The 12,671-nt window shown below is 39.9% G+C and carries 15 protein-coding genes, 1 other RNA gene and 1 pseudogene; 6 read left to right on the forward strand and 11 right to left on the reverse strand.

The features are described 5' to 3' along the window. Window positions 1–3: 3 nt before the first annotated feature. Genes spoIIIAD through spoIIIAA form a run of 4 tightly spaced genes read right to left on the reverse strand, consistent with a single transcriptional unit; the run spans window position 4 to window position 2,078 of the window. On the reverse strand, window positions 4–396 hold the full coding sequence (gene spoIIIAD, locus MKX82_RS13285; protein WP_233314711.1) for a stage III sporulation protein AD: 393 nt from the start codon (window positions 394–396) through the stop codon (window positions 4–6). Window positions 397–407: 11 nt separating this feature from the next. After that, complete coding sequence (gene spoIIIAC, locus MKX82_RS13290; protein WP_127737492.1) at window positions 408–614, reverse strand: stage III sporulation protein AC; 207 nt, start codon at window positions 612–614, stop codon at window positions 408–410. A gap of 18 nt (window positions 615–632) precedes the next feature. Beyond that, complete coding sequence (gene spoIIIAB, locus MKX82_RS13295; protein WP_233313198.1) at window positions 633–1,148, reverse strand: stage III sporulation protein SpoIIIAB; 516 nt, start codon at window positions 1,146–1,148, stop codon at window positions 633–635. A gap of 3 nt (window positions 1,149–1,151) precedes the next feature. Continuing rightward, entirely contained in the window at window positions 1,152–2,078 is a 927-nt protein-coding gene (gene spoIIIAA / locus MKX82_RS13300; RefSeq protein WP_445738830.1) for a stage III sporulation protein AA, read from the reverse strand. A gap of 190 nt (window positions 2,079–2,268) precedes the next feature. On the opposite strand from spoIIIAA, the gene MKX82_RS13305 reads away from it, so the two are divergent. Together MKX82_RS13305 and MKX82_RS13310 are read left to right on the forward strand one after the other, a co-directional pair. Further along, window positions 2,269–3,642 (forward strand): alkaline phosphatase, encoded by a 1,374-nt coding sequence (locus MKX82_RS13305; protein WP_251644995.1) that lies wholly within the window; start codon window positions 2,269–2,271, stop codon window positions 3,640–3,642. 108 nt (window positions 3,643–3,750) lie between these two features. Beyond that, a pseudogene (locus tag MKX82_RS13310) lies at window positions 3,751–4,149 on the forward strand (M23 family metallopeptidase); the annotation flags it as partial. A gap of 239 nt (window positions 4,150–4,388) precedes the next feature. Here MKX82_RS13310 and ssrS read toward each other — a convergent pair. The 4 genes from ssrS to MKX82_RS13335 all read right to left on the reverse strand — a co-directional run bounded on the left by ssrS (window position 4,389) and on the right by MKX82_RS13335 (window position 6,955). Next, window positions 4,389–4,581: non-coding RNA, 6S RNA (gene ssrS, locus MKX82_RS13320), on the reverse strand. 57 nt (window positions 4,582–4,638) lie between these two features. Further along, window positions 4,639–5,196 carry an elongation factor P gene (gene efp / locus MKX82_RS13325; RefSeq protein ID WP_233313196.1) on the reverse strand — a complete coding sequence of 186 codons (558 nt, stop codon included), beginning with the start codon at window positions 5,194–5,196 and terminating at the stop codon, window positions 4,639–4,641. Between the two features lie 21 nt (window positions 5,197–5,217). Continuing rightward, the gene (locus MKX82_RS13330) at window positions 5,218–6,279 is read right to left on the reverse strand and encodes a M24 family metallopeptidase (protein WP_233313195.1); all 1,062 of its coding nucleotides are present in this window, start codon (window positions 6,277–6,279) and stop codon (window positions 5,218–5,220) included. A gap of 127 nt (window positions 6,280–6,406) precedes the next feature. Continuing rightward, a complete protein-coding gene (locus MKX82_RS13335) occupies window positions 6,407–6,955 on the reverse strand; it encodes a YqhR family membrane protein (protein ID WP_233313194.1) in 549 nt (182 codons plus the stop codon). A 206-nt stretch (window positions 6,956–7,161) separates the two neighbouring features. On the opposite strand from MKX82_RS13335, the gene MKX82_RS13340 reads away from it, so the two are divergent. Both MKX82_RS13340 and MKX82_RS13345 read left to right on the forward strand, forming a co-directional pair. Then, window positions 7,162–8,100: a DUF1385 domain-containing protein gene (locus MKX82_RS13340; RefSeq protein WP_233313193.1), complete on the forward strand. Its 939-nt coding sequence runs from the start codon at window positions 7,162–7,164 to the stop codon at window positions 8,098–8,100. 171 nt (window positions 8,101–8,271) lie between these two features. Further along, a complete protein-coding gene (locus MKX82_RS13345) occupies window positions 8,272–8,646 on the forward strand; it encodes an SA1362 family protein (RefSeq protein WP_233313192.1) in 375 nt (124 codons plus the stop codon). A 110-nt stretch (window positions 8,647–8,756) separates the two neighbouring features. On the opposite strand, the gene MKX82_RS13350 is transcribed toward MKX82_RS13345, so the two are convergent. After that, window positions 8,757–9,641 carry a patatin-like phospholipase family protein gene (locus MKX82_RS13350; protein WP_233313190.1) on the reverse strand — a complete coding sequence of 295 codons (885 nt, stop codon included), beginning with the start codon at window positions 9,639–9,641 and terminating at the stop codon, window positions 8,757–8,759. 202 nt (window positions 9,642–9,843) lie between these two features. Here MKX82_RS13350 and MKX82_RS13355 point away from each other — a divergent pair, with 202 nt between their 5' ends. Next, entirely contained in the window at window positions 9,844–10,068 is a 225-nt protein-coding gene (locus MKX82_RS13355) for a spore coat protein (protein WP_341077750.1), read from the forward strand. Between the two features lie 42 nt (window positions 10,069–10,110). On the opposite strand, the gene splB is transcribed toward MKX82_RS13355, so the two are convergent. After that, window positions 10,111–11,136, reverse strand: coding sequence for a spore photoproduct lyase (splB, locus tag MKX82_RS13360; RefSeq protein ID WP_341077752.1), 1,026 nt, complete (start codon window positions 11,134–11,136; stop codon window positions 10,111–10,113). 119 nt (window positions 11,137–11,255) lie between these two features. After that, window positions 11,256–12,092 (reverse strand): lipoate--protein ligase family protein, encoded by an 837-nt coding sequence (locus tag MKX82_RS13365; RefSeq protein WP_233313185.1) that lies wholly within the window; start codon window positions 12,090–12,092, stop codon window positions 11,256–11,258. 191 nt (window positions 12,093–12,283) lie between these two features. On the opposite strand from MKX82_RS13365, the gene MKX82_RS13370 reads away from it, so the two are divergent. Next, entirely contained in the window at window positions 12,284–12,664 is a 381-nt protein-coding gene (locus tag MKX82_RS13370) for a rhodanese-like domain-containing protein (RefSeq protein ID WP_233313184.1), read from the forward strand. Window positions 12,665–12,671 lie beyond the last annotated feature (7 nt).

Raw genomic sequence — 12,671 nt, forward strand, 5'->3', positions numbered from 1 at the left:
TTACTAATTAGGAATCATATTAATAATTGTTTCTACAAGAACAGTTAAAATCGGCACGGCCATGGCGAGAATCAATATTTTTCCGGCAAGTTCTATCTTAGAGGCAATCGCACCTTGACCAGCATCCTTTGTTATTTGCACGGCAAATTCAGCAATATAGGCGATGCCGATTATTTTTAAAATCGTTTCCACATAAACGGTATTCACCTTTGCGTTCAAGGCAATTCTTTCTACCATTTCAATGATGGATGCGATTTGATCCACAAGAAACAGAAAAATCACACAGCCGACAAATACAACTAACAAAAAGGCGATATTAGGTTTTTGCTCTTTTATAATTAGGGCTAAGAATGTCGAGATTAAGGCTACTCCGACTATTTGAAGTATTTCAATGATCGTATCCCCCTTTATCCCTGGAATAAGAATACCGATTTAATTTTTTGAAATAAGTCATCTACGATGTTGGCAACCATGAATAAAATATAGATAAAGCCAAATAATGTAACCCATTGTGCATACTCTTTCTTACCTACCTGGTCCAGTATCGTGTGCAAAAAGGCGACTACGATGCCGACACCTGCAATCTTGAAGATAATATCCACCTCTAAACCCATGTATGTCTCCTCCTAAACCTACATCAATAAAATGACAATTAATAACCCTGAGAGCACGCCTAAGCTTTTTATCATCTTTTCATATTTCAGTTGAATATCTCTTGCCTCTTGTTCTTCTCTGTCGATATGCGTTAATGTGAGCAGGATTTGTTTTTGCTGTGAGATTCTGTCATGTCTGCCCAGTGTTTCACCGAATTGCTTCATGATTTCCAGTTCAGGCTTTTTCATCGCTGTTCTTTTCCAAATATCATCAAGACAGGTTGTCCAAGCATCCTTTACTGTTGTATCTTCCGTCATCAGCTTTTCGGAAAAGCTCGCAAAGAAATGACTTAAAGGCTGCTGAAGCTGCTCAGATAACCGGCGTGCTGCTTCATGTAACGGTGTATGGCCGTACATAATTTCTGCCTCCAATGACTGCAATGCCGATTTAAGCTGTCTTAGCTGCTTTGGCCGCTCGCTAAATGTCTTGGCTAGTTCCATGCCGCCAAAGCTTGTGGAGGCAAGAATAATAATTGCTCCAACTATTTTCATCATCTATTACATCACCTTCATTTCCTGCACAAGAGCCCTACCTTGTCCATCCTTTATTGCACTGACCGTCCCTGGACCGTTTGCTCTGCTCAGCTCAATATATCGTTCAAAAATTCCTGTTTCGATAATCGGCTTTAATGTTGGTCTGTTTTTAATTTCATCAAATGAAGTTCCATGTGTTGACATCATCAGCTGGATACCTGCATTCACCGCTTCCAGAATCGCCTCTCCATCCTCTTTGCGCCCAACCTCGTCAACGATTAGCACATCAGGGCTCATCGAGCGAATCATCATCATCATTCCTTCCGCCTTTGGGCAGGAATCAAGCACATCTAGTCTCGTCCCGAAGGTCATCTGCGGGATTCCATCCATGCACCCGGCGATTTCCGATCTCTCGTCGACAATCCCGACCTTTAGCGGTCCGATACCAGCCTTGCTGTTCCCTGTTGAAATGATTCTGGCAATATCGCGTAATACTGTTGTTTTTCCAGTTTGCGGGGGTCCGATAATCATCGTATGCAGCCAACGAGAGCCGTTATATAAAAACGGAGCAAAAGGCTCAGCCGCACCGATTTTTTCCTTTGCGATCCGAATATTAAAGGAAGCGACATCCCGAATCGCCTTGACTGCACTGTCTTCGAGGATAACCTTGCCTGCAAGCCCAACGCGATGACCGCCTTCTATAGTGATATAACCTCTCTTAAGCTCTTCTTCTAGTGTATAAACCGAATAATGGCTTAGTTTATGGAGAAGCTGGAGGGCATCCTCACGCGTCATATCCATATCAATAAACCGTACGCCGTCATGGAAGGAAACCTCCAAAGGCCTTCCAATACGGATTCTGATTTCTTCTAGTTGCTCTCGTTCAGCAGGAGTAAGTGTGAGTATAGAATCGGCAATTTTTTTAGGCAAAAATGAAGAGAGTGTTTTCACAGCGCTTTTCTCCTTTATAAAGGTTGTCCATCAATCCTAAATCATTAAAACGGATGGCTTACTATGCCACTTACTAGAATGTATGAAAACAAAAACCATAATATGCCTGCCTATTCTTTTAACTGGCGACTAAAATGAAGATTGATTCCAAAAGATATAAGAAACAATTCTTATAAAAGGGGACTAAACGATGAAAAACACAATAATTCGCTGCATTTGTATCGTGATTGCCATATGTACCATTTCCGGGAGCGTTGCTTGTTCAGCAGAGCCAGCAAACGGCGGCCCTAAAAATGTGATTCTTCTGATTGGAGACGGAATGGGAATGGGTCAAATGGAGATTGCCAGTGTTTTTGAGCATGGGAAAAGTGGCGGTTTGTTTTTACAATCCCTGCCATACACAGCTTTAGTTAAAACATATTCTGCCAACAATAATGTGACCGATTCTGCTGCAGGAGGAACAGCAATCGCCATTGGCAAAAAAACAAACAACGGAATGATCGGTCTCACCCCAGACGGTAAAGAACACCCAAGCATACTGGATGTTTTTAAGGAAAATGGGAGCAAGACAGGAATTGTTACGACTAATAGTGTGACAGATGCAACTCCTGCCAGCTTTACAGCTAGTGTTAAAGACAGGTGGGCAGATCAAGAGGAAATTGCCAAACAACAGTTAAAAAATCAGATTGACGTAATTATGGGCGGCGGTTCTATGTATTTTGGAAAAGACGAAGCGCTCGTAAGAAAATATAAAGACCTCGGATATTCTATTGCCACTACGAATGAGGAGCTTGCCAAAATGAAAGGAAGTAAGCTATTAGGTCTATTTGCCAGCAAACATCTCTCCTATAAACAAGATCGGGAAGAACTAAAAAGCAAAGAACCTACTTTATCAGAAATGACGAACAAGACGCTAGAAACTCTCGCAAAGGGAGATAAAGGCTTTTTTGCAGTAATTGAAGGTGCAAGAATTGACCATGCCGCTCACTCCGCCGATTTAACTGGCATTTGGAAGGAAACGGTTGAATTTGATGAAGCTGTTAAATATTGTGTGGAGTGGGCGCAAAAAAGAAACGATACATTAGTACTTGTCGCTGCAGATCACGAAACGATGGGTTTATCGTTGACAGAGCCGTTAGACATAAAAGGGTTGAAGAACATTTCTATAAGTCCTGAATTAATGGCCCAAAAATTACAAAAAGACGAAAAAACGGGCACCTACACGAAAGAAAGCATTCTTTTTGTATTCCAAACATATGCACACATCACGCTAACAGAGGAACAATTAGCTGACTTTAATAAAAAAATTAAAAAGGACAATGGCAAACTCTACCCTGAACAAAAGGTCGGCAGAGAAATCGGGAGAATGATCGCCTCTCATTTTCACGCCGGCTTAATGGATAGACCAACGCAGCAGCTCAGCAGCACAACAGGCGGTCATACAGGCAATATGATTGCTTTGTTCGCAGTTGGCAAAGGTGCAGAGGAATTTCATGGTGTGATTGAAAATACAGATATTCCAAAGATTATAGCCAAATTAAAAGGCTATGATTTTGTTAAGTAAATAAGGAAAAAGGCAGAGCTTCTTTAGTTGCTCTGCCTTTTTCCTTGAAAATGGACAATACTTGTCCAAACTTTTACTTTCTGTTTTGAATATCCTATCATGGAGGTGATATCCATGTTTAGGCGGCCAACATCCGTTACCAATGTGAGCAATCCTTTTCGCTACTCTGGATCAAACAAGCATTTCGGGGTAGACTTTGCGAAATCCGGGACAAATCCAATTGCAGCTGCTGCTGACGGAACTGTTTCCCGCTCTTATGTTTCTTCAAGCTATGGGGAGTGCATTATGATTGTCCATCAGCTCGGCGGGCAAATTTGGGAAACTGTTTATGCACATTTGCGCGCAGGTTCCAGAAGAGTATCTGTCGGTGAGCGAGTGAAAGCTGGACAAACAATTGGCATTATGGGCAGTACAGGGCAATCTACTGGGCAACATCTGCATTTTGAACTTCACAAAGGCAGATGGAACAGTGCCAAGTCCAATGCTGTCAATCCCCTTCCTTACTTGGAGGAAAACCAGCAAACAACTACCGCTCCTGCCACGCCTGCTAAATCTTATACTGTTGTTGCCGGTGATACGCTTTCTGAAATCAGCCAGAAGTATGGCGTGTCTGTCGGAGCCATTGCAGAGGCCAACAATATCGGAAACATCAATCAAATCTATGTAGGTCAAAAGCTTGTCATTCCAAGTAATTCTTAATTTTGTCCCTGCAGATACAAAAAAAAGAAGAGAACAAAGTTCTCTTCTTTTTTGCCGCATTTGCCGCTTAGGTGTATGGAGTTTCAAAACCTGCTCCACCAGGTGGGTGTTCGCAAAAGATTTCTTCATATGTCCTTTAGGAACATGTCATAAAGGCATGCTGATCCTTCTTTAATATAGAACTCCCTAATTAACGATAAAGGTTGAAACTTCATACGATAACGTACAACGCAGCGTTTATATTTATATAATACAGCATCCCATCCTGAAACGCAAATGGTAAAAACCGTAAACTAATTACGCGCGGGAAACATAGCTCGCTTCAGCTGTATTGATAATCAATCTGTCGCCTTGGTTAATAAAGAAAGGAACTTGCACAGAAAGACCTGTTTCTAAGATTGCAGGCTTTGTACCGCCAGAAGCTGTGTCCCCTTTAATGCCAGGCTCTGTTTCTGTTACTTCAAGCTCAACTGTATTTGGAAGCTCTACGCCAAGTGTTTCGCTTTGGTACATCATGATATGAACTTCCATGTTTTCTTTCAAGAACTTTAATTCATATTCAATCGCATCAGCAGATAGCTCGATTTGATCATATGATTCTTGGTCCATGAATACATGCTGATCGCCGCTTGCATACAAGTATTGCATTTTACGGTTGTCGATTTGTGCTTTTCCAACCTTTTCGCCAGCTCTGAATGTTTTTTCTTGAACTGCTCCTGTACGTAAGTTCTTTAATTTAGAACGCACGAATGCAGCGCCTTTTCCTGGTTTAACATGTTGGAAATCCAAGACACGCCAAATTCCGTTATCCACTTCAATTGTTAAACCTGTTTTAAAATCGTTTACTGAAATCATAAAAGATCCTCCTGTTAAGTCCTATAAAATAATCAATTCTTTTGGTGAATGGGTTAAAGCTTCATTATGATCATCTGTTATGATGGTATCATCCTCTATGCGAACCCCACCCAGACCTGGAATATAGATGCCTGGTTCAACTGTTACAACCATGCCGGGCTCAAGGACTGTTTCCGATTTATAGGATAGTCCAGGACCTTCATGGACCTCTAAACCGATTCCATGACCTGTAGAGTGGCCAAAATATTCACCATACCCATGTGCACTTATGTAATCACGAGTCAGCGCATCTGCCTGAATGCCAGTAAGACCCGGCTTGATTCCTTCCATTCCTTTAAGCTGAGCTTGGAGGACAATATCATATATTTCCTTTAGCTTATCGTCTGGTTTGCCAACAGCAATTGTTCTCGTAATATCAGAAACATACCCTTTATAATATGCTCCGAAATCCATTGTCACAAAATCACCGGCTTCAATCACTTTTTCTGATGCCACACCGTGAGGCAATGCAGATCTTGTTCCAGAAGCGACAATTGTATCAAAGGATGATGATACTGCACCTGCTTTTCTCATAAAAAACTCTAATTCATTCGAAACTTCCAATTCTGTTTTCCCAACCGTAATAAATTTAAGGATATGGGCAAAAGCGGCATCTGCAATCTCCGCTGCTTCCTTTAATATCTTAATCTCTTCACTACTCTTAATCAAGCGTAACTTTTCTACAATGCCTGAAACTGGTACAAGTTCTCCTTTAAACGTTGTTTCATACAGCCTGTATTCTGTAAAAGTCATATAGTCCTGTTCAAAAGCTAATTTTTTTATACCAAGCTTTTCTGCTTGTTCTGCCACTTCCTTTTGAATTGGGCCTGTATGTTTAACAATGTCAAAACCAACACATTGGCTGGCTGCTTGTTCTGTATAACGGAAGTCTGTAATGAACTTAGCTTCTTCCCCGCTGATTAACACAACACCTGCTGAGCCTGTAAAGTTAGAGATGTAACGGCGGTTAAAATTGCTTGCTATTACAATTCCGTCAACACCTGCAGCTGCCAAAGCTTCTCGTAATTTTTTTAATTTCTCCATTAAGGTTCTCTCCCCGATTACTAGTTTCGTTTTTTTCCGAATGTGCAAACTCATTGATAAATAATTTAAAAATTTTGACTGCTATAAAAAAAAGAATGCTCATGTAGAACATTCTATCATATATTAATTATCCTTCACTACCCGAAATGTTCGCCTCACTCTTCTTTTCTTTTTGTTTTTTTGTCCGTATTTCGCTTTCCTCATAAGAAATCGTATAACCGACAAATACCCCCCACAGCATGTACAGACAAACTGACGTAATAATGGTATTCAGACTGAGCTGCAAAAATGGCTTTATACTCGGAAAAATAGGATTTAAGATAATAAAGACCACACCAAAAACCATTATGCCAAATCCTAAACCTATATAGAAGGACTTGAATCTTCTCAGCAAAAGATAATAGCCGAAAGCAGCCATTAAAGAAAAAAATCCGATAGCACAAATGCTGATAATGGTTCCAAGCCAGCTAGTCTTCCAGCTTCCTAATGCCCATGGCTCCAAGATGACATTCGGCCTTATTTCTGTCATATGAAAATAATAAGCGATGAATCCGATGAACGCCCAAAAAATTCCGCCAAATAATCCTGTCCAGACAACAAGGCTGATGAAATGCATGGATGGCTCCTTTGAAATTCCGCTGATATTTTCCGCTTCTCTTTCATTTTCATTATTCATTTCCTATGCCTCCTGCAAAAGATTCTTCCATACCTTCCTTTTTGCAAATGCTCCTAATTCATCAGGCTAGTTGTTTCTCTAAATTTTTAGTAATATGTAATTAGGGGTTTTACAGTGATTTGAGACAACCTCTCACATCCAACAGAGAAAACAATTACGCATTTGCTTTTCCACCCTAATTTAACCTGAGGTTGGTGTAAATATTCATGTCAAATAAGCAAAAACCAGTATTCGGAGGACAGGCAGTTGTAGAAGGTGTTATGTTTGGCGGAAAACATCATTATGTGACTGCTATAAGACGTAAAGATCAATCGATTGATTACTTCCATTTGCCGAGAAAACATAATCCGAAGCTGGCTAAATTAAAAAAAATCCCCTTTATCAGAGGGATTGTAGCCATCATTGAATCAAGCGGAAATGGTACAAAGCATTTAAATTTCTCCACAGATCGCTATGACGTAGACCCTGCCGACGATAATGTAATTGAAGAAAAGGAACCTTCTAAAATGACAATGATTTTAGGGGTAGCAGCAATCGGTATACTTTCCTTTCTGTTCGGCAAATTTATCTTCACGTTAGTTCCTGCCTTTTTGGCTGAGTTTTTCAAGCCTGTTATAAGCGGACATGTTGCTCAAATTTTGCTTGAAAGCTTCATTAAACTGCTGCTTTTGCTTGGCTATATTTACTTTGTTTCCTTAACCCCTCTTATAAAGCGGGTCTTTCAATACCACGGTGCGGAGCATAAAGTGATCAATGCTTTTGAAAATGGCAAAGAAATAACCGTAGAAAATGTTCAAGCTCAATCAAGGCTCCATTATCGATGCGGCAGCAGCTTTATTTTGTTTACCGTATTTGTTGGTCTTTTTCTATATTTGCTGTTCCCGACAGATTCATTTGTTGAACGGATAGTAAGCAGAATTGCTTTAATTCCTGTCGTGCTTGGAATTTCATTTGAGGTGCTGCAATTTACAAATAAATTGAGAAATATCCCGGTTTTAAAATACTTAGGATTGCCAGGTCTTTGGCTGCAGCTTTTGACAACAAAAGAGCCGACAGACGATCAAGTAGAAGTAGCCATTTATTCCTTTAAGGAATTAAAGCGCAGAGAAGAAGAAACAGAAAATACAATTTTAGTTAGCAGCTGATTAATATTCTTATATTTAGGGGATATTGCATATTATAGGACACCAAAAAAAATTATTTTGTACAGCGCTTCACCAAAGCAACAATTTTCGTAGCTGTGAATAAACTTTTTTTAATACGAGTTTAAAAGTTGTAAAAAATGCTCATCATGCTTTTAGGGAGGTGGCTTTTTCTTGAAGAATCGAATTCCTTTTTTTGTTATTGGAATCGTCTGCTTACTTGCTTTAATAGGTTTGGTATCGTCTGTTGTTTCCAATCCTGTTGGGTTTATGCAAAACATACTCTCTTTAGTTGTTGTTGGACTTCTCATCTGGTTTATCGTGCGACGTTTTTCCAAAGCTAGCCCTGAAAGAAAAGAGCAGAAGGCTTTTGTCAAAGCAGCAAAAAGATCGAAAAAAAGACAACATACAAAAGGGAAAACCTTGCCAAAGCAAGGCGTCCAAGCAAAACCTGCATCCTTCAAAGGCAAGAAGAGAAGCGCGAGCAGTGCACACTTGACTGTCATTGAAGGAAAAAAAAGCAAAAAGAAAAATCGGGCAACTTTTTGACCTGTTTTTAAAGAAGGCAAATTCCCTGCCTCCTTTTTGCCATTTATAAATATTTTTGTTTTATGTAAAAAAAGTCGAACTTATCCTAAAGGCAGGTTCGACTTTTTTTATTAATAAGTCCATGAGCGTAGGAATTTATTGGCATAGTCTCGGCCCATCTGAATTATTTCAACTTGTTTTTCTTTCGTTAAGGTGAATTCAGTAGACATCACTCCTTCAGAGGGAATGAATATGATATTCTTTTCATGCTTGCGCGAAATATACCTGGAATCATGGGCATCCTTCATTGTCTCAAACATCGCACCAAACAAATGAAAAGCGTTTTTTATCATATGTTTTGGATGCTCTGACTGTTTATGACTTAGCTTTAGCCCAATAACCGGTCTGATTTTTTTTACATTTTCTTTATCAAAAAGCCACATCGGAAAATTGCTGAGAACGCCACCATCTACAATAATGCTTTTATTTTGTTTTGTTCCAAGGGTTGCTGGTTCAAAAAAGAAAGGAAGACTGCAGCTCATTCTAATGGCCTTTGCAACAGAGAAACTGCCTGGATCAATTCCATACTTAGGCAAGTCATCTGGAAGAACAACCATCACACCATTTGTAATATCAGATGCAATCACCCGCAGTGAGTTTGGAGGCAAATCTGCAAATGTCCTAATCCCTTTATAAGCAAGCTTCTCCTCCAGCCACCTTTCTAATGCATTGCCTTTATATAAGCCAAGTCGCCAATAAAGAAACAGCCATTTCGCAAATGGAAATGGAACGAGAAGCTTGCGTTCATCCAGAAGTGTGGACAAGTCGAGTTCTTCCAGCATTTTCGCAATGTCTTTACTCGTATACTTCGCAGCAACAAACGCGGCAATAATAGAACCAGCACTTGTCCCTGCCACTCTAACAAACTCAAATCCCTTTTCTTCCAGCACTTCACATGCCCCGATCAAGGCAAGACCCTTTATGCCACCGCCTGAAAACACTCCATCTATGTGCATAATGCCTTCTCCCCTTTTATTGCAGCATTGTTACACTTTAATATCGAAAACAGAAAAATAGTACAGCAGGCAAGCCATTTATTTACGTAAATCCACAATTCCCTATTGATTTATTTACATGCTGGGACATTAATCCAATCTTTTATAGGTAGCTGCACATAAAATAAAAGCGTATAGATAAAAAAAATGGAGGTATTTCATCATGAAGCATCACGATGTTCGCAGACCTTATGGATTTGGCAGACCTGGATTTGGTTATGGAAGACCTGGATTTGGTTATGGAAGACCTGGATTTGGAGGAGCAGGATTTGGTCTTGGTGTTTTAGGCGGACTTGCGACAGGAGCTCTGCTTGGCCCTGCCCTTTATGGAGGATACGGTTATCCTTATGGCGGCTTCGGCTACCCTTACGGAGGATATTATTATTAATATAATGACAAATGCGCATAACTCTTGTTATGCGCATCATCTTTATGTGAAGTAAGCAACTTCTGCTTCAGGAAAGAACTGAGATACATAGCCTCTGATTGTATCCTCCATATCTTTTGCTTCATCGTTTTGATAAACATACTTTCCTATGCCGTATCTGCCCCATTTATATTTTCTTTTTTCCTCATCCATCTCAAGCTTAGTTTTCGGGTATCTTTTTGCAATGACTCTTTTAGCTGGCTTTGTGAAGCGATGCTGAATAAGCTCGAATGTCAGATTAGAGAGATTGACGCCCTGCAGACTTTCGGACAACCTTTCAAACAGCTCGTAATAGCCTTCCTTCCAATCTTCATGCAAATAAATAGGCGCGACAATAAAGCCAAGTGGATAGCCTGCATTAGCTACCTTTCTGGCAGCCTCTAGCCGTTCATCAAAGGTAGAAGTCCCAGGCTCGAAATTTTTTATTACATAACGGGAATTCACACTGAACCGGAATCTTGTTCTGCCGTTATGCTCTGCATCAAGCAAATGGTCGACATGGTGATATTTTGTTACGAAACGCAGACGGCCTCTGTCTTGCTGTCCGAAATATTCAATTGTTTTTTTCAAAGAATGCGTTAAATGATCAAGTCCTACAATATCTGATGTACATGCAGCCTCAAATCTTGTAATTTGGTCGCCTCGTTCGTCCATGTATTGTTGCGCTTGATCAAATATTTCCTCCAGATTGACATATGTCCGTATATACGGTTTGCTTCCAAGCGTCGTCTGCAAATAACAATAATGACAATGCCCCATACAGCCAGTCGCAAGCGGAATGGCATATTCTGCTGATGGTTTTGACGTATCAAACTTTAATGTTTTCCTGATGCCTACAACAAGAGTAGATTTAGCATTTCTGTACTGCTGAAGCTCTGTTTCACCTGGAATGCCTCTCACCTGGTTATGCGAGGTTGTTTCTCTTATTTCAAGACCCATCTTTTCAAATTTTTCCTTTAGTTCTCTTCCTAACTGGTATTCTAATGCTTTCGGTTCTATATAAACTAATTGGGGAACAAACGGCTTCATAGTAAAATTTCGCCCTTTCGTAATTTATTATGGCTATATGTTTAATGTTTGCCAAAACAAAAAAAAGAGGACAGGGAATTATCCCCATCCTCAATCGATATAAGCCGTTTAGCTTGTTTTTATCTTTTAAAGTTCCATTCATTGTTTTCATATCTTTCTTTAGCGAGCTTTTCTACATAGTCCAGCTGCTGTTGGTTAAGCTCATATTCCTGCAAGTCAATATTGAGACCTCGCTCAAATCCTTCTTTAAATGCTTTTTTTGCCATCTCAATTGTAATTTTCTTGTCTGTCAAATTATTGATTGCTACTGCCTTTTCCTTAAAAGCCGCCTGCATCCTCTCTTTAATTCGTTCACTCGAATATTTAAACAGACGGAACAGCTTGTCTTCATCAAGATCAAGCAAAATAGAGCCATGCTGTAAGATTACGCCTTTTTGTCTAGTTTGAGCACTGCCTGCAACCTTTCTGCCTTCCACTACAAGCTCATACCAGCTTGGCGCATCAAAGCATACGGCAGAGCGCGGATTCTTTAGTGAAGCTTTTTGCTCTTCTGTTTTCGGAACGGAAAAATACGCATCAAGGCCGAGAAGCTGGAAGCCTTGCAGAATACCTTCTGAAATAACCCGATATGCTTCTGTTACTGTTTTCGGCATATCCGGATGCTCCTCAGACACAATAACACTATATGTTAACTCATGCTCATGAAGCACGCCTCTTCCCCCTGTAGGCCTTCTCACAAACCCTAAGTTCAATTCCTTTACAGCGTCCATGTCAATTTCTTTTTCTACTCTTTGAAAATAGCCGATAGATAATGTTGCCGGATTCCATCCATAAAAGCGAATAACAGGAGGAAAATCTCCAGCAGAATGCCAATCTAGCAGCGCCTCATCTAATGCCATGTTAAAAGAAGGGGAACAGTTGCCAGAATCAATAAATCTCCATGTTTCTTTCATCATAAGTAAACCCTCTTTTACGTTAAAATATGTATTATGCACGTGATTAAGTCTATCAAAAACATCAATAGTTGAAAAGAAACAAGCTGTAAAAAAACTTGCCAGCATTCCCTGTAAACTATTGCTTTACTACAATAAGGTTTCACTTATATAATAGAAGTAGAGCAACATGTATTCGAAAGGAGAAATGAGAATTGCAAGCAGTATATACTCTTTTAATTGCGATAGCAATTTTTGCTATCTATTCTATAATCGTATACCTCTATCAACGCAAGATAGTTAAAACGATTTCAGAAGAGGAGTTCCGCCAAGGGTACAGAAAAGCCCAGCTGATTGATGTCAGAGAACCAAATGAATTTAATGCTGGACACGTACTTGGGGCAAGAAACATTCCTCTATCTCAATTAAAGATGAGAAAAGGGGAAATTCGTTCGGACAAGCCTGTTTACTTATATTGCCAAAACGGGATGAGAAGCGGAAGAGCCGCTCAATTTTTACACCGTAAAGGCTACAGACAGCTTACACAGCTGCAAGGCGGCTTTAAAAAATGGTCTGGAAAAGTAAAAACAAAATGAAGAAAGG

It is taken from the genome of Niallia sp. FSL R7-0271 (genome assembly GCF_038005785.1).
In the GTDB taxonomy this organism is placed as follows: Bacteria; Bacillota; Bacilli; order Bacillales; family Cytobacillaceae; genus Niallia.